Below are 24,309 nucleotides of genomic sequence, written 5' to 3'. Positions count from 1 at the left end.
GGATCGTATTCGCTCTGCTGAAAGAGCAAAGCGAATACCAACCCAAAGCGGCTTGAGGGCTTCCCCTCAACCATAGAATCTCCCACAGGGGATTGGGTGGTTATCAGTTGCTGGACAGCCGGTCGCCGCGGGCGAATTTCCAGGTGCGGATGATTTCCAGCCGGTCGATGTCCGACAGGTCCCCGGTAAACGGCGCGAACGGTGCGGCCAGGCGCACGATCCGCTGGGCGGCCTGGTCCAGCAGCGGCTGGCCGGAGGATTCGAGCACCAGCACTTCATACAGCGAGCCGTCACGATTGATCGAGACCATTAGCCGCAGGTTGCCGTAGATCTGCTTGCGCCGCGCTTCGTCAGGGTAGTTGAGGTTGCCGATGCGCTCGACCTTCTTGCGCCACTCGTCCTTGTACCAGGCACCCTTGTCGCGCATGGTCGAAGCGGCGCTCAGGCGGTGGATGCGCGGGCGCTTGGCGTAGAGCTGTTGCTCCTGGGCCAGTTCGGCTTCCAGGCTGGCGATGTCGCTGGACAGCTGGGAGCTGTCGAAGGTGGGCGCGGGGGCCTGGGGCTTGGGATCAGGCTTGACCTCTTCCTTGACCGGGGCTTTCTTCGGCTTCGGCGCCACGGTGGTCACGGCCGCCTTGGGCGCCGTTTCCTGCACTTCGGGCTTGGCGGCGGGCGGCGGGGTGACTTTCTGCACCGTGTTGTCCTGGAAGGGCGCGATCTCGGTGGTCTTGGGGATCGCCTTCTTTTCCAGGGTGCCGCTGCCTTGCTGGTTTTCCTGGGCGAGGAAGTCGGCCTTCTTGGGCTTGGTTTCGCTCTTGAAGGTGGCCAGGGTGATTTCCAGGGTCTGGCTGATCTGTTTCGGCTCGACCGTGGCAAACCCGACGCCCAGCAGCAAGGCCAGGTGGATCAACGCCGCCAGGAACAGGGTAAAACCGAGGCGATCAGCCGGGCGCACGCTGCGATGGGCGAGCTCTTGGGGCAGATCGGACGGGAGTGTCATGACAAGGAAACCAACATCGCGTTTTTTTCAGGCCGGGCATGATAACGCAATGTGGGTTCCCTTCAGCAGATCTGGATCAACGAGCCTTGAGCTTCTGATCGATGGCATCCATCAACAGGCCGCCGATGTCGGTGCCAAAGGCGTTATCGATCTCGCGGATGCAGGTCGGGCTGGTGACGTTGATTTCCGTCAGGTGCTCGCCGATCACGTCCAGGCCCACGAACAGCAGGCCTTTTTCCCGCAGGGTCGGGCCGACCTGGGCAGCGATCCAGCGGTCCTTCTCGGTCAACGGCCGCGCCTCGCCACGTCCGCCGGCTGCCAGGTTGCCCCGGGTTTCACCGGCCGCCGGGATACGCGCCAGGCAATAATCCACCGGTTCGCCATCGATCATCAGGATGCGTTTGTCGCCATCGACGATGGCCGGCAGGTAGCCCTGGATCATGATCTGCTGCTTGCCGTGCAGCGTCAGGGTTTCCAGGATCACCGACAGGTTCGGGTGGCCGGCGGTGTGCCGGAAGATCGAGGAACCGCCCATGCCGTCCAGGGGCTTGAGGATCACGTCGCCGTGATGGTCGGCAAATTCGCGCAACACGTCCGGGCGACGGCTGACGATGGTCGGCGGCGTGCACTGCGGGAACAGCGTGGCGAACAGCTTTTCGTTGCAGTCGCGCAGGCTCTGGGGCTTGTTGACCACCAGCACGCCGGCGTTTTCCGCTTGTTCCAGCAGGTAGGTGGAGTACACGAACTCCATGTCGAACGGCGGATCCTTGCGCATCAGGATCACGTCCAGGTCGCTGAGCAGCGCATCGCGCTCGTCGCCCAGCTCGAACCACTTCTCAGGGTTGGCGAAGACGTTCAGCGGCTTCATTCGCGCCCGCGCCTGGCCTTCGGCCTGGTAGAGGTCGCGCTGCTCCATGTAGAACAGCTCCCAGCCGCGCTTCTGAGCGGCCAGCAGCATGGCCAGCGAGCTATCCTTTTTATAGGAAATGCTGGCGATAGGGTCCATGACAATGCCGACGCGTACGCTCATGGCTTGGTTCCTCGAAATGTGATGGGCACATAATGGCGTGAAAAAGTGGCGTCAGAGTGGCGCCCGGAAGATTGGCGGTCAAGGAAAAACCACCGCGCCGAGCGGCCGATAGATCGGCGATGGAGACTGTGCTAAAAAGGCTGCCATGTGACGTGCGGGCCTTGAACATCAAGGGTTTGCGCTGTCGTTCACTCTCAGGCGTTAAAAACCGGTCCGCAGCGGCAATGGCAGAGCACTCTACGCAACAGCAACCCAGCGCCTTGAAGGTCATGGTCATCGACGACTCGAAGACCATCCGCCGCACCGCCGAAACCTTGCTGCGCAACGTGGGCTGCGAGGTGATCACGGCGATCGACGGTTTCGATGCCCTGGCCAAGATTGCCGACCATCACCCGGGCATCATCTTCGTCGACATCATGATGCCGCGCCTCGATGGCTACCAGACCTGTGCCCTGATCAAGAACAACAGCGCGTTCAAGGCCACGCCGGTGATCATGCTGTCGTCCCGGGATGGGTTGTTCGACAAGGCCAAGGGGCGCATCGTCGGTTCCGATCAGTTTTTGACCAAGCCGTTCAGCAAGGAAGAACTGCTGGGGGCGATACAGGCCCATGTCCCGGGCTTTGCCGCTGTCCAGCCGCATCAGGCACATTAATTGACACTCGGCCAACGGGCCTGGGGTCAACAAGAAAATGGGGAACACCATGGCACGAGTTCTGATCGTCGATGATTCGCCGACTGAAATGTACAAACTGACCGGCATGCTGGAAAAGCACGGCCATCAGGTCCTGAAGGCCGAGAATGGCGCCGATGGCGTGGCGCTGGCCCGCCAGGAAAAACCCGATGCGGTGCTGATGGACATCGTCATGCCCGGCCTCAATGGTTTCCAGGCCACGCGCCAGTTGACCAAGGACCCGGACACCGGCCATATCCCGGTGATCATCATCACCACCAAGGATCAGGACACCGACAAGGTCTGGGGTACGCGCCAGGGGGCGAAGGACTACCTGACCAAGCCGGTGGACGAAGAAACCCTGATCGCGACCCTGAACAAAGTACTGGCGGGTTGACGGCGCGGCCATGAGCCAGTCCCTGACGGCCTTCGAACTGCTGCTGCAGATCGACCGGCGTTGCCGGCTGCTGGGGGCGGACCTGCCCTCCCAGCCGACCCACCGTGCCGGCTGGAGCGGCATCGGCTTTCGCCTGGGCGAGCACTGGTATGTAGCGCCGATGGGCGAAGTCAGTGAAGTGCTGCACGAGCCACGTTATACGCATTTGCCCGGGGTCAAGCCGTGGGTGCGTGGCGTGGCTAACCTGCGGGGGCGCTTGTTGCCGTTGATGGATCTGTGCGGGTTCTTCGGCCATGAGCTGTCCACCGTGCGCAAGCAGCGGCGGGTGCTGGTGGTGGACCACGACGAGGTGTTCGCCGGGTTGCTGGTGGACGAGGTCCTCGGGTTGCAGCACTTTGCCCAGGACAGCCTGGAGCCGATGCTGGTGGACGACCACGACGGCCCGGAAGCGGCCTTCGTCAAGGGCCGGTTCGGCGGCGAGCGCGAGTGGCAGGTGTTCAGCCCGTTTGCCCTGGCACGGTCACCGGGGTTCATGGATGTGGCGATTTGACGAGATGCAGCGCAGGCCCTTTGTGGGAGCGAGCTTGCTCGCGATTGCGGTAGGTCGGTCAGGGCAATGCTGACTGATCCAAGGCTATCGCGAGCAAGCTCGCTCCCACATGGGACCACGGTGAGTGAGTTGGACTGGGCAGCACAGGCGAGAACCGATGATCAAAGTAAAAACAGGCAAGCCACTGGAAGCGTCGCGCAGTCGTTCGCAGATCATCGTGCTGTTCGTCGCGCTGATCGTCTTCATGGTGCTGCTGTTCGCCAACTTCGCTTACCTCAACACCCAGTCCACCTACGACAAGCAGTACATCGGCCATGCCGGTGAGCTGCGGGTGCTGTCCCAGCGCATCGCCAAGAACGCCACCGAGGCCGCCGCCGGCAAGCCTGCGGCGTTCAAGCTGCTGAGCGATGCGCGCAATGACTTCGCCCAGCGCTGGGGCTACCTGAAACAGGGCGACCCTGTGACCGGCCTGCCCCCTGCGCCCGCCACCCTGCGCCCGCAGATGCGCGCCGTGCAGCTGGATTGGGAGCGCCTGCTCAAGAACACCGATGCCATCCTCTCCAGCGAACAGACCGTGTTGTCGCTGCACCAGGTGGCGGCCACCCTGGCCGAAACCGTGCCGCAGTTGCAGGTCGAGTACGAAAAAGTCGTCGAGATCCTGCTGCAACGTGGCGCGCCAGCCACCCAAGTGGCCATGGCCCAGCGCCAGTCCCTGCTGGCCGAGCGAATTCTCGGCGCGGTGAACACCGTGCTGGCGGGGGACGAAAACGCCAGCCAGGCCGCCGATACCTTCGGTCGCGATGCGGCGCGTTTTGGCCAGGTGCTCAATGGCATGTTGCAAGGTGACCCGGCCCTGAAAATCTCCCAGGTCCAGGACCGCGATGCCCGGGCGCGGCTGAGCGAAATCAGCGAGCTGTTCGAGTTCGTGTCCGGCTCGGTGGATGAAATCCTCGAGACCTCGCCGGAGTTGTTCAAGGTCCGCGAATCGGCCGGCAATATCTTCAACTTGTCGCAGACCTTGCTCGACGAGGCTTCGCACCTGGCCACGGCCTTCGAAAACCTGGCCGGCGGGCGTTCCGTCAATACCATCGGCGGCTATGTGCTGGGCCTGCTGGCGCTGATGTCGATCATCCTGATCGGGCTGGTGATGGTCCGCGAGACCAACCGCCAGTTGCACGAAACCGCGGAAAAGAACGAGCGCAACCAGAACGCGATCATGCGGCTGCTGGATGAAATCGAGGACCTGGCCGACGGCGACCTGACCGTCACGGCCTCGGTCACCGAGGATTTCACCGGCACCATCGCCGATTCCATCAACTACTCGGTGGACCAACTGCGGGATCTGGTGGCGACCATCAACCTCACCGCCGGCCAGGTCGCCGCGGCCGTGCAGGAAACCCAGGCCACGGCGATGCACCTGGCCCAGGCTTCCGAGCACCAGGCCCAGCAAATTTCCGAAGCTTCGACTTCAATTAATGAAATGGCCCAGTCCATCGACCAGGTGTCGGCCAATGCCGCCGAATCGTCGGCGGTGGCCGAGCGTTCGGTGGAGATTGCCAACAAGGGTAACGAGGTGGTGCACAACACCATTCATGGCATGGACAACATTCGCGAGCAGATCCAGGACACCGCCAAGCGCATCAAGCGCCTGGGTGAGTCATCCCAGGAAATCGGCGACATTGTCAGCCTGATCGACGACATCGCCGACCAGACCAACATCCTGGCCCTCAACGCCGCCATCCAGGCGTCCATGGCCGGCGATGCCGGGCGCGGGTTCGCGGTGGTGGCCGATGAAGTGCAACGCCTGGCCGAGCGTTCGTCGGCGGCGACCCGGCAGATCGAAACCCTGGTGCGGGCGATCCAGGCCGACACCAACGAAGCGGTGATCTCCATGGAGCAGACCACCACCGAAGTGGTGCGCGGTGCGCGACTGGCCCAGGATGCCGGCGTCGCCCTGGAAGAGATCGAAGGGGTGTCCAAGACCCTGGCGGCGCTGATCCAGAGCATCTCCAACGCGGCGCAGCAACAGACCACCTCGGCGGGGCAGATTTCCTTGACCATGAACGTGATCCAGCAGATCACCACGCAGACTTCGTCGGGCTCCACCGCCACCGCCGAAAGCATCGGCAACCTGGCGAAAATGGCCAGCCAGCTGCGCCGGTCGGTGTCGGGGTTTACCTTGCCGGCCGCACCTGTGGCGGATGAGGACAAGGGGTGACTGGCCGCACTTTCCTGGCCGCAGAGATCTTCTGTGGCGAGGGGATTTATCCCCGCTGGGGCGCGAAGCGGCCCCTGGCAATGCAGAACCCAATCGCTATGTACCAGGCTGGCTATTTTGGGACTGCTTCGCAGTCCAGCGGGGATAAATCCCCTCGCCACAGGTTGATTTGGAGTGGTTATGGGTGATCGGCACGACTACGTGGCCCTGGAATGGGTCAAGGGCGAGATTGCCGAAACGCTGAAGCAGGCCCATCTGGCCCTCAATCGCCTGGTGGACGATCCCCAGGCGTCGGACGCCCTCGGGCAATGCCTGGCCTGCATTCACCAGGTCCACGGCAGCCTGCAGATGGTCGAATTCTACGGTGCGGCGTTGCTGGCCGAGGAGATGGAGCAGCTGTGCGCCGCCCTGCGGGACAATCGCGTCACCCATCGCGATGAAGCCATCAGTCTGTTGAGCCAGGCCCTGGGGCAGTTGCCGATCTACCTGGACCGCATACAAGGCGCCCGCCGCGACCTGCCGCTGGTGGTACTGCCCCTGATCAACGACCTGCGCAGTGCCCGGGGCGAGAGCCTGTTGTCGGAAACCAGCCTGTTCAGTCCCGAATTGCCCGATATCGCGCCGCTCAGCGACGAGGCCTTGCAGCGCCTCGAACCCGCGGACCTGCCGAACACCTTGCGCAAATGGCGCCAGACCCTGCAAATGGCCTTGGTGGGCCTGCTGCGCGAGCAGGATGACGCGACCCACCTCGGTTACCTGGCCAAGGTTTTCCAGCGCCTGGAAACGTTGTGTGCCGGGGCGCCGCTCAATGCCTTATGGCAAGTGGCTTCAGCGCTGGTCGAAGGCATGCGTGACGGGCGCATCGCCAACAGCCCGGCGCTGCGCAGCCTGTTCAAGGAAGCCGACAAGGAACTCAAGCGCCTGCTGGACCAAGGCATGCCCGGCATCAATCAGCCGGCACCGCCCCACCTGCTCAAGAGCTTGTTGTTCTATATTGCCAAGGCCGAACATCCCAGCGGGCAGATGCAGATCATGAAAGAACGCTACTCACTGGACGACGCGCTGCCCGACAGCGCCATGGTCGACGAAGAACGCGCGCGCCTGGCCGGGCCCGACCGCGATGCCATGCGCTCGGTGCTCGCCGCGCTGTGCGAGGAGTTGGTACGGGTCAAGGAGCGCCTGGACCTGTTCGTGCGCAGCGATCGCCAGCACGCCTCGGAACTGGACTGCCTGCTGGCGCCGTTGCGGCAGATCGCCGACACCTTGGCGGTGCTGGGTTTCGGCCAGCCGCGCAAGGTCATCATCGATCAACTGGCGGTGGTGCTGAGCCTCGCCCAGGGCCAGCGCGAGCCGGATGACGCGACCCTCATGGACGTAGCCGGGGCCTTGCTCTATGTCGAGGCGACCCTGGCCGGCATGGTCGGCACCGTCGAGCCCGAGAGCCGCGAAGACACGCACCTGCCCACCACCGACCTGACCCAGATCCACCAGATTGTCATCAAGGAAGCCCACACCTGCCTGCAACAGGCCAAGGATATGATCGTCGACTACATCGACGCGGACTGGAACAGCGAGCAGCTGCAACCGTTGCCGGCGCTGCTGACCCAGGTGCGCGGTGCGCTGGCGATGATCCCCCTGAGCCGTGCCGCCAGCCTGGTGGAGGCCTGCAACGCGTTCATCCGTGACCATCTGTTGCTGGAGCGGGCCCAGCCGGGTTGGGAAGAGCTCGATCATTTGGCCGACGTGATCACCGGTCTCGAATACTACCTGGAGCGCTTGAGCGAGGACCCGGAAACCCCTGGCGAGCCCTTGCTCGATGGCGTCGAACGGAGCCTGGCCGCGCTCGGTTATTACCCTGACGAAGCGCGGGTGCCGGTGCTTGACGATGTGTTGAGTCCCAACGAAGCCCAGGTCATGCAGGACTTGCAGGAACTGGATGACCCGCAGACGGTGCAGTCCTTGGCACAGGTGCTGGCCAGCCCGGTCTCGGCGGTCAATCCGCCGGCCAGGAGCACCCCAGGCAGCCTGTTGCCTCCACCGCTGGGCGAGAGCCCGGTGGACGACGAGTTGCGTGAGGTCTTCCTCGAGGAAACCGCCGAGGTGCTCGACGTTCTGCGTGAATACTTGCCGCGCTGGAGTGCGCATCCCGACGACCACGGCGCCTTGAGCGAACTGCGCCGGGCCTTCCACACCCTCAAGGGCAGTGGTCGGATGGTGCGGGCGCTGGTGCTGGGTGAACTGGCCTGGGCCGTGGAAAACCTGCTCAACCGGGTACTGGAACGCAGCGTCGAGCCGCAGGCGTCGGTCCGTCAGTTGATCGAAGACACGGTGCCGTTGTTGCCGACCCTGGTGGCCGAATTCGCGGCCAATCGGCAGCGCCAGCGCGATGACGTCGACCGCCTGGCCGCCCGCGCCCATGCACTGGCCAAGGGCGGCGATGAAGACGATGAAGACGATGAGCAGGACGTGACCGCTCTCGATCCGCTGTTGTTGAAGATCTTCGACAACGAAGCCCAGGGCCACCTCGCCAGCCTCAATCGTTTTCTCGACCAGGCGGCCGACCACCTGCCGTTGCAGGCCAGCGATGAATTGCAGCGGGCCTTGCACACCCTCAAGGGCAGCGCTTCGATGGCCGGCGTGCTACCCATCGCCGAGCTGGCCGGTGCGATGGATGAACTGGCCCGGGAGTACCGGGCGCACCTGATTGCCCTCGACCTGGATGAGGTGGAGTTGCTGCTGGAGGCCGAAGGGCTGCTGCGCCGCGGCCTGCGCCAGTTGCACAGCGAGCCGCTGGCGCCGATCCCCGGCGCCGGGGATCTGATCCAGCGCGCCCAGGCCCTGCTGGCCGAGCGTCTGCACGCCGCCAACAGTGCGCCCGACAAAGCGATACGGACCAAGCGCGATCCACAGCTGATCAACAACTTCCTCGCCCAGGGCATGGACATCCTGCTGGACGCCGAAAGCCTCTTGCAGCGCTGGCAGCAGCACCCCGGCGAAGGCCAGGAACTGAGTGCGCTGCTGGATGAACTGACGACCCTCGGCGAAGGTGCGCACCTGGCCGACCTGCACCCGGTGGACGAACTCTGCGAAGCCTTGCTTGACCTCTACGGCGCGGTGGAAGAAAGCAGCCTGGCGGTCAGCGATGAATTTTTCCAGCAGGCGCAGCTCGCCCATGAAGCGCTGATCGACATGCTCGATGAGCTGGCGGCCGGGCAGCATGTGCGTCCGCAGCCAGAGCGGGTAGCGGCCCTGCGTCGCCTGCTTCAGGAGAGCCTCGACCCGTCGGCCACTGGCCTGATCCGTAGCGACGGCAGCCGCACGCTGAGTATCCGCGAGCTGGGCCACGCGACGGCGGAAATGGAACGCGACGCGCCCGCCGAGACCTCGGTGGACGATGACCTCGCGTCGATTTTCCTCGAAGAGGCCCAGGACATCCTCGAAAGTGCCGCCCAGGCCTTGCAGCGCTGGTTGGCCGATCCGGACAACGGTGCGCCGCTGTCCTCGCTGCAACGCGACTTGCACACCCTCAAGGGCGGCGCGCGGATGGCCGACATCCGGCCGGTGAGCGACCTGGCCCAGGAGTTGGAAAACCTTTACGAAGGGCTGGTGGATCGGCGCTACAGCTACAGTGAGGAACTGGCGCAACTGCTCGGCAGCAGCCACGAACGCCTGGACCTGTTGCTCGGGCAGTTGCAACAGGGCCAACCGTTGGGCGATCCCGTTGCGCTGATCGACTCTATCCGAAGGTTCCGCCAGGACAAGCCGAACGCCATCGAGACGAGCGCAGCGGCCCAGGCCGACGGCGCTGGCCATGATCCCGAGTTGCTGGAAATCTTCCTCGAAGAAGGCTTCGACATCCTCGACAGCTCAGGCGCGGCGCTGCTGCGCTGGCAGGAAGAACCGTCGAATCGCCAGGCCGTGGAAACCCTGCTGCGGGATTTGCACACCCTCAAGGGCGGTGCGCGGATGGTGGAAATCGTCCCTATCGGCGACCTGGCCCATGAGCTGGAAAACCTCTACGAAGGCCTGTCGGCGGGCCTGCTCCAGCCGACCCCGGCATTGTTTGCCTTGCTGCAAAGCAGTCATGACCGACTGGCGCAGATGCTCGATGCGGTGCGCGCCGGCCATCCGTGCCCGCTGGCCGATCGGCTGATCGCGCAGATCCAGGCGGTGAATCATCCCCAGGCAAGTGCGGTGTCCCAGGCTGTTCCGGCGCCGGAGCCGATCACGCCCCCCATCGCAAGTCCGCCCGCGACGCCCGCCAGACAAGACCCCGGTGCAGCGGGCGACGGGGCGGACATGGTCAAGGTCTCCGCCGAACTGCTCGACGACCTGGTGAACCTGGCGGGCGAAACGTCGATTTTCCGTGGGCGCATCGAACAGCAGGTCAACGACGCACACGTGGCCCTGAGCGAAATGGAAACCACCATCGAGCGCATGCGCGACCAGTTGCGGCGCCTGGATACCGAAACCCAGGGGCGGATTCTCAGTCGTCAACAAGTGGAGGCCGAGCGCCTGGGCTACGAAGAGTTCGACCCGCTGGAGATGGATCGGCATTCCCAGTTGCAGCAACTGTCCCGGGCGCTGTTCGAGTCTGCCTCGGACTTGCTCGAACTCAAGGAAACCCTGGATCGCAGCAATCACGATGCCGAACTCCTGCTGCAACAGCAGGGGCGGATCAACACCGAACTCCAGGAAGGCCTGATGCGCACGCGCATGGTGCCGTTCGAGCGCATGCTGCCGCGGCTCAAGCGCATCGTCCGGCAAGTGGCGCAGGAACTGGGCAAGGACGTGGAGTTCGTGGTGGGCAATGCCGACGGCGAAATGGACCGTAACGTCCTGGAACGGATGGCCGCGCCCCTGGAGCACATGCTGCGCAACGCCGTCGACCACGGCCTGGAACCGGCCGACGTGCGCCTCGCCGCCGGCAAGCCGGCGCGAGGGCGCATCAGCCTCGACCTGTCGCGGGAAGGCGGCGACATCATTTTCGACATCCGCGACGACGGTGCCGGCGTGCCGCTGGAGGCGGTGCGGAGCAAGGCGATCAAGCGGGGCCTGCTGGCGCCGGACAGCGATATCAGCGACCGCGACGTGCTGCAGTTCATCCTGCAGCCAGGGTTTTCCACGGCGGAAAAAATCACCCAGATCTCCGGGCGTGGCGTGGGCATGGACGTGGCCCACGAAGAGGTGCGGCAGTTGGGCGGCAGCATGACCATCGACTCCACGCCGGGGCAGGGCGTGCATTTCCGCATTCGCCTGCCGTTTACCGTGGCAGTGAACCGGGCGTTGATGGTGCATTGTCACGAAGACCAGTACGCGATCCCGCTGAACGCCATCGAAAGCATTGTCCGGGTGTTGCCGGCCGAACTGGACGGCTACTACCAACTCGACCCGCCGACCTACACCTACGCCGGGCAACGCTATGAACTGTGCTACCTGGGCGAGTTGCTGAAAACCGGCCCCCGGCCGAAGCTGCTGGGCCAGAGCCAGCCGTTGCCGGTGCTGCTGGTGCAGTGCAACGAGCGGCACGTGGCCGTGCAGGTGGACGCTATCGCCGGGACCCGGGAGATCGTGGTCAAGAGCCTTGGCCCGCAATTCTCGGCGGTGCAGGGTTTGTCCGGGGCGACGATCCTGGGGGATGGCCGGGTGGTGTTGATTCTCGACCTGCTGGCGCCGATCCGCGCCTTGCCCCACCAGGTCCCGCGCCGCCAGGTGCCGGCGGAAGGCGAGGGTGAGCCGCAACGGCCGCTGCTGGTGCTGGTGGTGGACGACTCGGTGACGGTGCGCAAGGTCACCAGCCGCCTGCTGGAGCGCCATGGCATGCACGTCCTGACCGCCAAGGACGGCGTGGACGCCATGGCGCTGCTGTCCGAGCACGCGCCTGACCTGATGCTGCTGGACATCGAGATGCCGCGCATGGACGGCTTCGAAGTGGCCACGCAAGTGCGCAACGACCCACGCCTGGCGCACCTGCCGATCATCATGATCACCTCCCGCACCGGTCAGAAGCACCGCGACCGCGCCATGGCCATCGGTGTCAACGACTACCTGGGCAAGCCGTACCAGGAATCGGTGCTGCTCGACAGCATCGCCTACTGGAGCAGAAGCCATGCATGACCTGCATCACTCACGCGCCAGCCACCTCACTGGCCTGCTGCTGCCATTGGCCGACCGCCACCTGATCCTGCCCAACGTGGCGGTGGCCGAACTGATCGACTACCAGAGCAGCGCCTTCGATATGGACACCCCGCCGTGGTTCCTGGGCTGGGTGGGCTGGCGCGAACGGCAAATCCCGCTGCTGAGCTTCGAATCGGCCTGCGGCCAGAAAACCGTGATCGGCGAGCGAGCACGCATCGTCATCCTCAATGCCCTGGGCGGCCGACCGGAGCTGCGCTTCATCGCATTGCTGGTGCAAGGGATCCCGCGGTCTTACAAGCTCGACAGTCAGTTGAGCTATGTCGACGTGCCGCTGTGCGGGCTGGAGCAGGCGGCGGTGCAAGTGGGGGAACATGTGGCGAAAGTGCCGGACTTGCTGGCGTTGGAGGAGTTGGTGGTGGCGGCCGGGTTGGTGCAGCAGCACAAATCCTGAAGCCTATGTAGCGCCCATGTGGGAGCGAGCTTGCTCGCGATAGCGCAGTGTCTGCCGGCTCAGTGTTGACTGATCCACCGTCATCGCGAGCAAGCTCGCTCCCACAGGGGCTGGCGCCGTTTTTTAACCGTTACTCCAACCGTAACGATCCGCCGCTGAGCTTGATTGATGCCCTCGCCACAACACTCCTAAGGTAACCCCCACGACAGCGAACCCGTGGAGTGGTCATGACAACAACAATATCCCCCGACTCGCGCTGGACGCGGCGGCGCAGCGAAAAGCAGCGGCGTCTCGGGCTGGTGAAGGGGCTTGCCGACGGTGTGGTGTTGCCCACCGACAAGATCGTCGCGGCGCTGGAGGCGTTGATCCTGCCCGGCGACCGCGTGGTGCTGGAAGGCAATAACCAGAAGCAGGCGGATTTTCTCTCGCGCTCCCTGGTGAAAGCCGATCCGTCGAAGCTCCACGATTTGCACATGATCATGCCCAGTGTCGGTCGTTCCGAACATCTGGACCTGTTCGAACGCGGTATCGCTCGCAAGTTGGACTTTTCCTTCGCCGGCACCCAGAGCCTGCGCATCAGCCAGTTGCTCGAAGACGGCCTGCTGGAAGTCGGGGCGATCCACACCTACATCGAACTCTACGCCCGGCTGGTGGTGGACCTGATCCCCAACGTGGTGCTCTCGGCCGGCTTCATGGCCGACCGCGCCGGCAACATCTACACCGGCCCCAGCACCGAGGACACGCCGGCGCTGATCGAGCCGGCGGCTTTCAGCGACGGCATCGTCATTGTCCAGGTCAACCAGTTGGTGGATGACGTCAGCGACCTGCCACGGGTGGACATCCCGGCGTCCTGGGTCGATTTCGTGGTGGTGGCCGACAAGCCGTTCTACATCGAGCCGCTGTTCACCCGCGACCCGCGCCACATCAAGCCTGTGCACGTGTTGATGGCGATGATGGCGATCCGTGGGATCTACGAGAAGCACAACGTCCAGTCCCTCAACCACGGCATCGGTTTCAACACCGCCGCCATCGAATTGATCCTGCCGACCTACGGCGAATCCCTCGGCCTGAAGGGCAAGATCTGCCGTAACTGGACCCTCAATCCGCACCCGACCCTGATTCCGGCCATCGAAAGCGGCTGGGTCGAAAGCGTGCATTGCTTTGGCACCGAGTTGGGCATGGAAAACTACATCGCCGCTCGCCCCGACGTGTTCTTCACCGGTCACGACGGCTCGCTACGCTCCAACCGCATGGTCTGCCAACTGGCCGGGCAGTACGCGGTGGACCTGTTCATCGGCGCCACCCTGCAAGTGGACGGCGACGGCCACTCTTCCACCGTGACCCGCGGCCGCTTGGCCGGCTTCGGCGGTGCGCCGAACATGGGCCACGACCCACGCGGTCGCCGTCATGGCACGCCGGCCTGGCTCGACATGCGCCATGGCGATGGCGAGGCGCCGTTGCTCGAACGCGGCAAGAAGCTGGTGGTGCAGATGGTCGAGACGTTCCAGGAGGGCGGCAAACCGACCTTCGTCGAGACCCTCGATGCGGTGGACGTGGCGAAGAAAGCCGGCATGCCCCTGGCGCCGATCATGATCTACGGCGACGACGTCACCCACCTGCTGACCGAAGAGGGCATCGCCTACCTGTACAAGGCTCGTTCCCTGGAAGAACGCCAGGCGATGATCGCCGCCGTGGCCGGGGTCACCGCCATCGGTTTGCGCCATGATCCGAAAGACACCGCGCGTATGCGCCGCGAAGGGCTGATCGCCTTGCCCGAAGACCTCGGCATCCGTCGCACCGACGCTACCCGCGAGTTGCTCGCGGCCAAGAGCGTGGCCGATCTGGTGGAATGGTCCGGTGGCCTCTACAACCCGCCCGCCAAGTTCAGGAGCTGGTAAATGCACGCCTTCAACCTGCAACCGAAAAAACTGTCCTTGGCCGAACGTCTGGCGGACATGGCGGTGGATGCGCTGATCGACGAAGCCGACCTGTCGCCTAAACCGGCCTTGGTGGACCGTCGCGGCAATGGCGCCCACACCGACCTGCACCTGGGCCTGATGCATGCGTCGGCGCTGTCGCTGTGGCCGGCGTTCAAGGAAATGGCCGAGGCCGCCCTTGAATGCGGCGAAATCGACCTGCCGTTGCGCGAAGCCCTTGGGCGGATCGGCCGTGAAGGGGAAGCGGCGATGCTCGCCACCACAGGCGGGGTAAACACCCATCGTGGCGCGATCTGGGCCTTGGGCCTGTTGGTCGCTGCAGCGGCGCTGGCACCTGAATCCAGTGTCGCCAGCGCCGTTACTTTGCGCGCTGCCCGCCTGGCCTTGCTCAACGACCGTCATGCGCCCCAACCCTTGAGCCACGGTGCCCAGGTCGCCCAGCGCTACGGCGTGCGCGGTGCCCGGGAAGAAGCGCAACTGGCGTTTCCGGCGGTGACTGGCCTGGGCCTGCCGCAACTCAAGCGCAGCCGCGCGGCGGGGGCGGGTGAGCAGAATGCCCGGCTCGATGCCTTGCTGGCGATCATGACTCGCCTGGCCGACACCTGCGTGCTCTACCGCGCCGGCGAAGCGGGTCTACAGGCCATGCAACAAGGCGCCAGAGCGGTGCTCGATGCCGGTGGCAGTGCGAGCCTGGGCGGTCGTCGCCAATTGCACGCGCTGGACCAACAACTGATTGCCTTGAACGCCTCGCCCGGCGGCGCTGCCGACCTGCTCGCCGCCTGCCTGTTCCTCGATCGTATCGAGCGCGGCGATGGCCTCTTCCCTGGAGTGTGCTGATGGAAACCCTATCCTTTGAATTCCCCGCCGGGCAGCCGCCACGGGGCCGGGCGCTGGTGGGCTGCGTCGGCTCGGGCGACCTGGAAGTGCTGATCGAGCCTGGCCTGGCGGGCAAGCTGACCATCCAGGTGCAGACCTCGGTCAATGGCAGCGAGCAACGCTGGCAACATCTGTTCGCTCGCATGTTCGACGGCCAGACGCCACCGGCCCTGTCCATCGACATCCATGATTTCGGCGCTACCCCCGGCGTGGTGCGCTTGCGACTGGAGCAAGGTTTCGAGGAGATCGGCCATGACTGACAGCGCGGCGTTGCTCAACAAGCACAGCTTCGTCGAACTCGGCGCCCGGCAGCGGGCCAAGGCCTTGCTCGATGACGGCACCTTCCGTGAATTGCTCGACCCGTTCCAGCGGGTCATGTCGCCGTGGTTGTTGCGTCAGGGTGTGGTGCCGCAAAGCGACGACGGCGTGGTGATCGCCAAAGGCTCGCTCGATGGCCTGCCCGTGATGATCGCCGCCATCGAAGGCGCGTTCCAGGGCGGCAGTCTCGGTGAAGTCGGCGGGGCGAAGATTGCCGGTGCGCTGGAGCTGGCCGCCGAGGACAACCGCAAAGGCATTCCGACCCGCGCCGTGCTGCTGCTGGAAACCGGTGGCGTGCGGTTGCAGGAGGCCAACCTGGGGCTGGCGGCGATTGCCGAGATTCATTCGGCGATTGTCGATTTGCGTCAGTACCAGCCGGTGGTTGGCGTGGTGGCTGGCAGCGTCGGTTGCTTTGGCGGCATGTCCATCGCCGCCGGGCTGTGCAGTTATCTGCTGGTGACCCGGGAAGCGCGGCTGGGCCTGAACGGTCCGCAAGTGATCGAACAGGAAGCCGGCCTCGACGAATACGACTCCCGTGACCGGCCGTTCATCTGGAGCCTGACGGGGGGCGAGCAGCGTTTCGCCACGGGTCTGGTGGATCGTTATGCGGCCGACGATGTGACGCAGATCCGCCAACAGGTCAGCCAATTGCTGCACCTGGGCGTGCCCGTGCAACACCGTAGCGGCCAGGCCGAACTGTTCCTGCGGCGCTTGGCACGCTTGGACACTGACGTGCAAATCGAACCGGCAGCGGTTCGTCAGTTGTATCAGGGAGAACGCCCATGAGTGCGTATTCATTGAGAGGCTTGCGCTGGTTCGAAGCCTTGAGTGGCGATGCCAGCGCGGTACAAGGTTTGCCTGCTTCGTTGAAAGTCGCCGATGTTCGCCTGGGCGAGCAAACCGTGCGCCTGCTGGCGGTGGTGGCCGATCCCGGCAACCGTTTCCCACGGGCGCGCAACGGCGAAGTCGGCTTGCTGGAAGGTTGGGGCCTGGCCAAGGCGGTGGATGACGCCATCGCCGCCGACCGCGATGCCACCCACAAGCGTGCGTTGATCGCGATTGTCGATGTACCGAGCCAGGCCTATGGCCGGCGCGAAGAAGCCCTGGGCATTCATCAGGCCTTGGCCGGTGCGGCGGACAGCTATGCCCGTGCGCGGCTGGCCGGGCATCCGGTGATCGGCTTGCTGGTGGGCAAGGCGATGTCGGGGGCGTTCCTGGCCCACGGCTACCAGGCCAACCGGCTGATCGCCCTGCGTGACCCGGGGGTGATGGTCCACGCCATGGGCAAGGCCTCGGCGGCGCGGGTGACCTTGCGCAGTGTCGAAGAGCTTGAAGCCTTGGCCGCCAGCGTGCCACCGATGGCCTACGACATCGACAGCTTTGCCAGCCTGGGCCTGCTGTGGGAAACCTTGTCGGTGGAGCAGATCGAACAACCGACGGCGGCTGATCTGGCGCGGGTGAACGATTGCCTGCAACAGGCGATCAAGGATGTTGCCGGTGCACCTCGAGACCTGAGCAGCCGTCTGGGCGCGCCCCATCGGGTAGCCTCCAGCACGGTTCGCCAGTTGTTGAGGGCGCAGTGGTGAACAACCTCATGGCCCACGACCTGCTCTGGGGGCTGACCCCGGAGCGGTTGCCTGCGGATGCGCCGGCCTGGGCCGTTGAAGCCTTGAGTCTCGGGCAACCGGTGGTGGTGCGAAGGGCGATGAGCGCTGCGGGATACGTTGCGGTGGGCGTGCGCGGGCAATCGCGGGAACAACGTTACGCCACGTCGATTCTGGTGGCGGCGATCAAACGCCGGGTGCGCCCCGAAGACCTATGTCACGTCGAATCCCGTCGCGACCTGCCGGCCTTGCACGCGCTGTCCCGGCTGCGTCCGTTGCTCGACGCCAGCGGTTGGACCTGGGGCATCAGTGGCAGCGCCGGGTTCGAACTGGCCAGCGGTATCGAGGTGCTGCACGAGCGCAGCGACCTGGACCTGATCCTGCGCACGCCGCAACCGCTGGATCGCCTTCAGGCCAGGGAGTTGCTGGCGCAGCTGGACGGCTCGGCATGCGCCGTGGACATGCAATTGCAAACCCCCTGCGGCGGCGTCGCCTTGCGCGAGTGGGCGGGAGCGTCGCCTCGGGTCTTGCTCAAGGATGACGTTCAGGCCCGGCTGGTGAGCGATCCTTGGCAGCCTTGCGTGGAGCAGGTCGCGTGAGCAGCCTCTTCGTCTTTCCCGGCCAGGGGGCGCAGCGCGTGGGCATGCTCCATGGGCTGGCGCCGCTGTTCCTGGACGAGGCGGGGGATGTGCTCGGTGAAGACGTCTTGCGACTGGACAGCGCCGAGGCATTGCAATCGACCCGTGCCGTGCAGCTGTGCCTGCTGATCGCCGGCGTGGCGGCGGCCCGACGATTGCTGGAACAAGCTCCGGCGCCGGATTATGTGGCGGGGTTGTCCATCGGTGCGTATCCGGCGGCAGTCGTTGCCGGGGCGCTGGGCTTCGAGGATGCGCTGCGGCTGGTCAGCCTGCGCGGTGAACTGATGCAGCAGGCGTATCCGCACGGCTACGGCATGACCGCGATCATCGGCCTGGACCTGGCGGCAGTGGAAGCCTTGCTGGAGCAGGTGCACGGTGAAGCAACGCCGGTCTACCTGGCCAATATCAACGCCGACAACCAAGTGGTCATTGCCGGCAGCGACGAAGCCATGGGCCTGGTCGCCGAAAAGGCTCGGCGCCAAGGGGCTGGCAAAGCCTGTCGGCTGGCGGTGAGCGTGCCGTCCCATTGCCCGTTGCTGGACGCTCCGGCGCGGACATTGGCCCAGGCGTTTGCCGGAGTGCCGTTGAAAGTGCCCTCACTGGGCTATCTCAGCGGCAGCCGCGCCCGGCCGGTGATCAGCATTGAGGCCCTGCGTGACGACCTGGCCTTCAACATGTGCCGCGTCGTCGATTGGCGCAGCACCGTGCAAAGCGCCTACGAGCGCGGCGTGCGGCTACAGATCGAACTGCCACCCGGCGCGGTACTCACCGGGCTGGCGCGCCGGGTGTTCGAGCAGGGCACCGTCATTGCCTTCGACGGTGCCCGGCTCGATACCTTGCAGGCGCTGCTGCGTGAGGAGGGAAGCCGCCAACCCTAGACACCGACTCAAGCTGACGAAGCACAAAAACAACAACTTCGACGATGCACTTTGAGGACTACGACAATGATTATTTACGGTGTGGCGCTGTTGGCGATCTGTACGCTGACAGGGGTGATCCTGGGCGACATGCTCGGCGTGTTGCTGGGCGTCAAATCCAATGTGGGAGGAGTCGGCATTGCGATGATCCTGCTGATCTGCGCGCGGTTGTGGATGCAAAAACGCGGCGGCATGACCAAGGACTGTGAGATGGGCGTCGCCTTCTGGGGCGCCATGTACATTCCGGTGGTGGTGGCGATGGCCGCGCAGCAGAACGTGGTTACGGCCTTGCACGGTGGCCCGGTGGCGGTGTTGGCGGCCATCGGTTCGGTGGTGCTCTGTGGTTGCACCATTGCGCTGATCAGCCGGACCCACAAAGGCGAGCCATTGCCCGATGAGCCGGCGGAACTGACCCCGCTGGGTACACCAGCAGGAGGCCGCTGATATGTGGGATCTCATCGAGAAAGGCCTGGAGCATAACGGTCTGATCACGGCGTTCGCGTTCGTGGGCGTGATCATGTGGGTGTCGGTGGTGCTGTCCAAGCGCCTGACGTATGGCCGGGTCCACGGTTCGGCGATCGCCATCGTCATCGGCCTGGTGCTGGCTTGGGTCGGGGGAACCATGACCGGCGGGCAAAAAGGCCTGGCGGACCTGTCGCTGTTTTCGGGTATCGGCTTGATGGGCGGTGCCATGTTGCGTGACTTCGCCATCGTTGCCACGGCATTCGAAGTGCAGGCTACCGAAGCGAAAAAGGCCGGGATGATCGGGGCCGTCGCGTTGCTGCTGGGCACGATCCTGCCGTTCATCGTCGGCGCGAGCATTGCCTGGCTGTTCGGTTATCGCGACGCGGTAAGCATGACCACCATCGGCGCGGGTGCGGTGACCTATATCGTCGGGCCCGTGACCGGGGCCGCGATTGGCGCCACGTCCGATGTGATGGCGTTGTCGATCGCCACCGGCTTGATCAAGGCGATCATCGTGATGGTCGGCACCCCCATGGCGGCCCGCTGGATGGGCCTGGATAACCCGCGCTCGGCCATGGTATTCGGTGGCTTGGCCGGGACGGTGAGTGGCGTGACGGCCGGCCTGGCCGCGACGGACCGGCGGCTGGTGCCGTATGGCGCGTTGACGGCGACCTTCCATACCGGGCTGGGGTGCTTGCTCGGGCCTTCGTTGTTGTACTTCATTGTTCGCGGGATTGTCGGTTAAGTCTCCAGATCGGCTCTGAGCGGGCCGACGCTATCGCGAGCAAGCTCGCTCCCACAGTGGATCGGGGTGAACCTGGATTCTGGGTATGCCACGAACCTTGTGGGAGCGAGCTTGCTCGCGATGGGGCGGCGCGATTTCAGGCCTGGCGATTGGCATACATCCGGCACTCGGCCAACAGCGCCAGCAGGTTCGGATCCCGCTCCTTGGCCTTGAGGAACACCACGCCGATGTGCTGCTGCAACCGGTACTTTTCCTGCAACGGGATCAGTTTCACCCGGTTTTCATACACCGCCGCGATCCGGCCCGGCAGCAAGGCATAGCCCACCCCGGAGCTGACCATGCTCAGCAGGGTGAAGATGTCGTTGACCTGCATCGCCACCTTCGGCTCGAACCCCGCCTGCTTGAACACCCGGACGCCGTCCTGGTGGGTGGCGAAGCCTTGGGTGAGGGTGATGAAGGTTTCGTCGCGCACTTCGGCCAGGTCGACTTCGTTGCGCTGGGCAAAGGGCGAGTCGGCTGGCGTGGCGAGGAAGATGTCGTCGGAAAACAGCTCGATATGTTCGCAGTCCGGGTCGTTCACGCTGTCGTCCAGGGAGATCAGGATCGCGTCTACCTCCATGTTCTTGAGCTTGTACAGCAGGTCGATGTTCGAGCCCAGGATCAGGTCGATATTGAGTTCGCTGCGGCGGATCTTCAGGCCCATGATCAACTGCGGCACGGTCTTGACCGTCAACGAATACAGCGAGCCGAGCTTGAAGCGTTCGGCGGAGAACCCGGCGGCCTCACGGGTCAGGCGCACGCTGTCGACCACGTCCTGGATCAGCTTCTGCGCCCGCTCTTCCAGCACGTAAGCGCTTTCCAGCGGTGTGAGGTTGCGACCTTCGTGCTTGAACAATGGGCAGCGCAGGGCGCTTTCCAGCGAGTGAATGGCCCGGTGCACACTGACATTGCTGGTCTGCAACTCGGCGGCTGCCCGCGCCAGGTTGCCGGTGCGCATGAAGGCCAGGAACACCTCCAGTTTCTTCAGGGTCAATTCTTCGTCGATCAGCATGGGGCGGACTCTTATTCGTATGGTTTGATTGTGCCCCAATCGACTCTTTCTGGAGGAGTTAATCAGGGGGTAGCAGCAAACCATTGCACTTTGCAGCGCCAAGCCTGAGCCTGGGCACCTGTTTCTAAATGTGAGGTGGTATTGGATGTATCACGGGGAACGACTCAACGCCTGGACGCACCTGGTGGGGGCGGTGGCGGCGTTTATCGGCGCAGTGTGGTTGCTGGTGATCGCCGGGATGGCGGGCGATCCGTGGAAGATCGTCAGCGTAGCGATCTACGGGTTCACCTTGTTGGTGCTGTACAGCGCTTCGACGGTTTATCACAGCGTGCGCGGGCGCAAAAAAGAAATCATGCAGAAGGTCGATCACTTTTCGATCTACCTGTTGATCGCCGGCAGCTATACCCCGTTCTGCCTGGTGACCCTGCGCGGGCCGTGGGGCTGGACGTTGTTCGGGATCGTCTGGGGGCTGGCCGTGATTGGTATCTTGCAGGAAATCAAGCCGCGTTCCGAAGCGCGGATCCTGTCGATCGTGATCTACGCCGTGATGGGCTGGATCGTGCTGGTGGCGGTCAAGCCCCTGCTGGCGGCCCTGGGCAGCACCGGGTTCGCCTGGTTGGCCTCGGGCGGCGTGTTGTACACCGTCGGTATCATCTTTTTCGCCCTCGACCATCGATTGCGCCACGCCCACGGCATCTGGCACCTGTTCGTGATCGCCGGCAGCCTGCTGCATTTCGTGGCGATTCTGCTTTATGTGCTCTGACCCCTGAACAACCTGGACTCAATGTGGGCGCGAGCTTGCTCGCGATAGCGTCGGATCAATCAGCATCGATGTTGACTGGCCCACCGCCATCGCGAGCAAGCCCGCTCCCACAGGGGGCATCTTCAGAAATCCCCCCACAACTGCTGCGCCACGGCCAGGGCCACCACCGGCGCGGTTTCGGTGCGCAGCACGCGGGGGCCGAGGCGGGCGGCCTGGTAGCCGGCGGTCTTGGCCTGCTCGACCTCGGCATCCGACAGGCCGCCCTCGGGGCCGATCAGGAAGGCCAGGGTCGACGGTTTTTCATGACTGACCAGCGGCTCGGCCACCGGGTGCAGCACCAGCTTCAGTTCGGCCTCGGCCTGCTTCAACCAGTCAGTCAGCAGCAGCGGCGGATGGATCACCGGCACGGTCGAGCGCCCGCACTGCTCGCAAGCACTGATCGCCACCTGGCGCCAGTGCAGCAGGCGTTTGTCGGCGCGTTCGTCCTTGAGGCGCACTTCGCAGCGCTCGCTGAAAATCGGCGTGATTTCGCTGACCCCCAGCTCCGTGGCTTTCTGGATCGCCCAATCCATGCGCTCGCCTCGGGACAGGCCCTGGCCGAGGTGGATACGCAACGGCGATTCAAGTTGTCCGGCGAACTGCTCGTCCAACTGCACCCGCACGCGCTTTTTGCCGACTTCGGCCAACGTGCCGCGAAACTCCTGGCCGGAGCCATCGAACACCTGCACCGCATCGCCCTCGGCCATGCGTAGCACCCGGCCGATGTAGTGGGCCTGGGCTTCGGGCAGTTCGTGGTCGCCGAGGCTCAGGGGGGCGTCGATGAAGAAGCGGGACAGTCTCATGTCGAATCTCTGAAAAAGTTAACGGTGCTATGGATGCTCCCGGCACCTGTGGCGAAGGGATTTATCCCCGCTGGGCTGCGAAGCAGCCCCAAATACATCCAACGCGATTTGCCTGAAGCACCGGGGTATCCGGTTTTAGGGCTGCTGCGCAGCCCAGCGGGGATAAATCCCCTCGCCACAATAGTGTTCCAACAAGAAGACCGAGGTTCAGCCCGGATCGCGATAGCCCGGGTGAAAGTCCTTCGGCACCGCCACGCTGACCTTGTCCCGGGTGGCGATGTCGATGCCTTCGCTGGCCACTTCGGCGAGGAAGTCGATCTGCTCGGGGGTGATGACATACGGCGGCAGGAAATACACCACGCTACCCAACGGCCGCAACAATGCACCGCGCTCCAGGGCATGCTGGAACACCGCCAGGCCACGCCGTTCCTGCCACGGATACGCGGTTTTGCTGGCCTTGTCCTTGACCATCTCGATGGCCAGCACCATGCCGGTCTGGCGTACTTCAGCGACGTTCGGGTGATCGGCCAGGTGCGCGGTGGCGCTCGCCATGCGTTGGGCCAGGGCCTGGTTGTTTTCGATGACGTTGTCTTCTTCGAAGATATCCAGCGTCGCCAGGGCCGCCGCGCAGGCCAGCGGGTTGCCGGTGTAGCTGTGGGAGTGCAGGAAGGCGCGCAGGGTCGGGTAGTCGTCGTAGAACGCGCTGTAGACCTCGTCGGTGGTCACGCACGCCGCCAGCGGCAGGTAACCGCCGGTCAGGGCCTTGGACAGGCAGAGAAAATCCGGCGTGATACCGGCCTGCTCGCAAGCGAACATCGTCCCGGTGCGGCCAAAGCCGACGGCGATTTCGTCGTGGATCAGGTGCACGCCATAGCGGTCGCACGCCTCGCGCAATAACTTCAGGTACACCGGGTGGTACATGCGCATGCCGCCGGCACCCTGGATCAGCGGCTCGACGATCACCGCCGCCACCGTGTCGTGGTGCTCGGCCAGGGTCTGCTCCATGGCGGCGAACAGGTTGCGCGAATGTTCTTCCCAGCCCATGCCTTCGGGGCGGTGGTAGCAGTCGGGGCTCGGCACCTTGATCGTGTCCAGCAACAACGCTTTGTAGGTTTCAGTGAACAGCGGCACATCGCCCACTGACATCGCCGCGATGGTTTCGCCGTGGTAGCTGTTGCTCAGGGTGACGAAGCGCTTCTTGTCCGGCTGGCCGCGATTGATCCAGTAGTGGAAGCTCATCTTCATCGCCACTTCGATGCAGGACGAGCCGTTATCGGCATAGAAGCACCGGGTCAGGCCCTCGGGCGTCATCTTCACCAGGCGCTCGGACAGTTCGATCACGGGCTGATGGCTGAAGCCGGCCAGGATCACATGCTCCAGCTGATCGACCTGGTCCTTGATGCGCTGGTTGATGCGCGGGTTGGCATGGCCGAACACATTGACCCACCAGGAACTGACGGCATCGAGGTAGCGCTTGCCTTCGAAATCTTCCAGCCACACGCCTTCACCGCGCTTGATGGGGATCAGCGGCAGCTGTTCGTGGTCTTTCATCTGGGTGCAGGGATGCCACAGCACCGCGAGGTCGCGTTGCATCCACTGGTTATTCAGGCCCATTTACAGTCTCCTCGAGGCGGCTCGCGGCGGGCGCGGGCAAAACAATCGCGCAAGCCTATGCAATGGCGGCCCTGGGGACAACCC

The 24,309-nt window shown here is 64.3% G+C and carries 21 protein-coding genes; 16 read left to right on the top strand and 5 right to left on the bottom strand.

All coding sequences use genetic code 11. From position 1 onward, the window contains the following. Positions 1-103 precede the first annotated feature (103 nt). Both BLU85_RS28115 and gshB read right to left on the bottom strand, forming a co-directional pair. Complete coding sequence (locus BLU85_RS28115) at positions 104-1,000, bottom strand: energy transducer TonB (RefSeq protein ID WP_092204947.1); 897 nt, start codon at positions 998-1,000, stop codon at positions 104-106. Between the two features lie 76 nt (positions 1,001-1,076). Continuing rightward, positions 1,077-2,030: a glutathione synthase gene (gene gshB, locus BLU85_RS28110; RefSeq protein WP_092204946.1), complete on the bottom strand. Its 954-nt coding sequence runs from the start codon at positions 2,028-2,030 to the stop codon at positions 1,077-1,079. Between the two features lie 224 nt (positions 2,031-2,254). Here gshB and BLU85_RS28105 point away from each other — a divergent pair, with 224 nt between their 5' ends. The 15 genes from BLU85_RS28105 (at position 2,255) to madM (ending at position 19,955) form a co-directional block, all read left to right on the top strand. Then, on the top strand, positions 2,255-2,683 hold the full coding sequence (locus BLU85_RS28105; protein WP_060740211.1) for a response regulator: 429 nt from the start codon (positions 2,255-2,257) through the stop codon (positions 2,681-2,683). 49 nt (positions 2,684-2,732) lie between these two features. Further along, positions 2,733-3,098 carry a twitching motility response regulator PilH gene (gene pilH / locus BLU85_RS28100; protein WP_003206465.1) on the top strand — a complete coding sequence of 122 codons (366 nt, stop codon included), beginning with the start codon at positions 2,733-2,735 and terminating at the stop codon, positions 3,096-3,098. A 10-nt stretch (positions 3,099-3,108) separates the two neighbouring features. Next, complete coding sequence (locus tag BLU85_RS28095; RefSeq protein WP_092204945.1) at positions 3,109-3,648, top strand: chemotaxis protein CheW; 540 nt, start codon at positions 3,109-3,111, stop codon at positions 3,646-3,648. Positions 3,649-3,805: 157 nt separating this feature from the next. Beyond that, positions 3,806-5,866, top strand: coding sequence for a methyl-accepting chemotaxis protein (locus tag BLU85_RS28090; protein ID WP_092204944.1), 2,061 nt, complete (start codon positions 3,806-3,808; stop codon positions 5,864-5,866). A gap of 180 nt (positions 5,867-6,046) precedes the next feature. Further along, entirely contained in the window at positions 6,047-11,983 is a 5,937-nt protein-coding gene (locus tag BLU85_RS28080) for an Hpt domain-containing protein (protein WP_092204942.1), read from the top strand. Next, a complete protein-coding gene (locus BLU85_RS28075) occupies positions 11,976-12,455 on the top strand; it encodes a chemotaxis protein CheW (protein ID WP_092204941.1) in 480 nt (159 codons plus the stop codon). The genes BLU85_RS28080 and BLU85_RS28075 overlap by 8 nt, the downstream gene beginning before the upstream one ends. 227 nt (positions 12,456-12,682) lie before the next feature. Next, the gene (gene mdcA, locus BLU85_RS28070) at positions 12,683-14,353 is read left to right on the top strand and encodes a malonate decarboxylase subunit alpha (RefSeq protein WP_092204940.1); all 1,671 of its coding nucleotides are present in this window, start codon (positions 12,683-12,685) and stop codon (positions 14,351-14,353) included. Further along, on the top strand, positions 14,354-15,229 hold the full coding sequence (locus BLU85_RS28065; RefSeq protein WP_092204939.1) for a triphosphoribosyl-dephospho-CoA synthase: 876 nt from the start codon (positions 14,354-14,356) through the stop codon (positions 15,227-15,229). Next, positions 15,229-15,528, top strand: coding sequence for a malonate decarboxylase subunit delta (locus BLU85_RS28060; protein WP_003206454.1), 300 nt, complete (start codon positions 15,229-15,231; stop codon positions 15,526-15,528). The genes BLU85_RS28065 and BLU85_RS28060 overlap by 1 nt, the downstream gene beginning before the upstream one ends. After that, positions 15,521-16,372, top strand: coding sequence for a biotin-independent malonate decarboxylase subunit beta (locus BLU85_RS28055; RefSeq protein WP_092204938.1), 852 nt, complete (start codon positions 15,521-15,523; stop codon positions 16,370-16,372). The genes BLU85_RS28060 and BLU85_RS28055 overlap by 8 nt, the downstream gene beginning before the upstream one ends. After that, on the top strand, positions 16,369-17,172 hold the full coding sequence (gene mdcE / locus BLU85_RS28050) for a biotin-independent malonate decarboxylase subunit gamma (RefSeq protein ID WP_092204937.1): 804 nt from the start codon (positions 16,369-16,371) through the stop codon (positions 17,170-17,172). Before BLU85_RS28055 ends, mdcE begins: the two co-directional genes overlap by 4 nt. Further along, the gene (locus BLU85_RS28045; RefSeq protein WP_170847661.1) at positions 17,166-17,789 is read left to right on the top strand and encodes a malonate decarboxylase holo-ACP synthase; all 624 of its coding nucleotides are present in this window, start codon (positions 17,166-17,168) and stop codon (positions 17,787-17,789) included. The genes mdcE and BLU85_RS28045 overlap by 7 nt, the downstream gene beginning before the upstream one ends. After that, the gene (gene mdcH / locus BLU85_RS28040; RefSeq protein WP_092204936.1) at positions 17,786-18,706 is read left to right on the top strand and encodes a malonate decarboxylase subunit epsilon; all 921 of its coding nucleotides are present in this window, start codon (positions 17,786-17,788) and stop codon (positions 18,704-18,706) included. The genes BLU85_RS28045 and mdcH overlap by 4 nt, the downstream gene beginning before the upstream one ends. A gap of 66 nt (positions 18,707-18,772) precedes the next feature. Continuing rightward, positions 18,773-19,189, top strand: a complete 417-nt coding sequence (madL, locus tag BLU85_RS28035) for a malonate transporter subunit MadL (protein ID WP_060740222.1) — start codon at positions 18,773-18,775, stop codon at positions 19,187-19,189. 1 nt (position 19,190) lies between these two features. Continuing rightward, positions 19,191-19,955 carry a malonate transporter subunit MadM gene (madM, locus tag BLU85_RS28030; RefSeq protein WP_072405886.1) on the top strand — a complete coding sequence of 255 codons (765 nt, stop codon included), beginning with the start codon at positions 19,191-19,193 and terminating at the stop codon, positions 19,953-19,955. Positions 19,956-20,091: 136 nt separating this feature from the next. On the opposite strand, the gene BLU85_RS28025 is transcribed toward madM, so the two are convergent. After that, on the bottom strand, positions 20,092-21,006 hold the full coding sequence (locus BLU85_RS28025; RefSeq protein WP_092204935.1) for a LysR family transcriptional regulator: 915 nt from the start codon (positions 21,004-21,006) through the stop codon (positions 20,092-20,094). Between the two features lie 145 nt (positions 21,007-21,151). Between BLU85_RS28025 and BLU85_RS28020 the strand changes: the two genes are divergently transcribed. Next, a complete protein-coding gene (locus tag BLU85_RS28020) occupies positions 21,152-21,769 on the top strand; it encodes a PAQR family membrane homeostasis protein TrhA (protein WP_092204934.1) in 618 nt (205 codons plus the stop codon). 122 nt (positions 21,770-21,891) lie between these two features. Here BLU85_RS28020 and BLU85_RS28015 read toward each other — a convergent pair whose 3' ends face one another. Continuing rightward, a complete protein-coding gene (locus BLU85_RS28015) occupies positions 21,892-22,611 on the bottom strand; it encodes a 16S rRNA (uracil(1498)-N(3))-methyltransferase (protein WP_072405885.1) in 720 nt (239 codons plus the stop codon). Between the two features lie 207 nt (positions 22,612-22,818). After that, positions 22,819-24,225 (bottom strand): adenosylmethionine--8-amino-7-oxononanoate transaminase, encoded by a 1,407-nt coding sequence (locus BLU85_RS28010; protein WP_092204933.1) that lies wholly within the window; start codon positions 24,223-24,225, stop codon positions 22,819-22,821. Between the last annotated feature and the right edge of the window lie 84 nt (positions 24,226-24,309).

This window comes from Pseudomonas sp. NFACC14 (assembly GCF_900106885.1).
Taxonomy (GTDB): domain Bacteria; phylum Pseudomonadota; class Gammaproteobacteria; order Pseudomonadales; family Pseudomonadaceae; genus Aquipseudomonas; species Aquipseudomonas fluorescens_AA.
The sequence above is the reverse complement of the archived record's forward strand: the minus strand, read 5'-3'. Positions and strand labels throughout refer to the sequence as shown.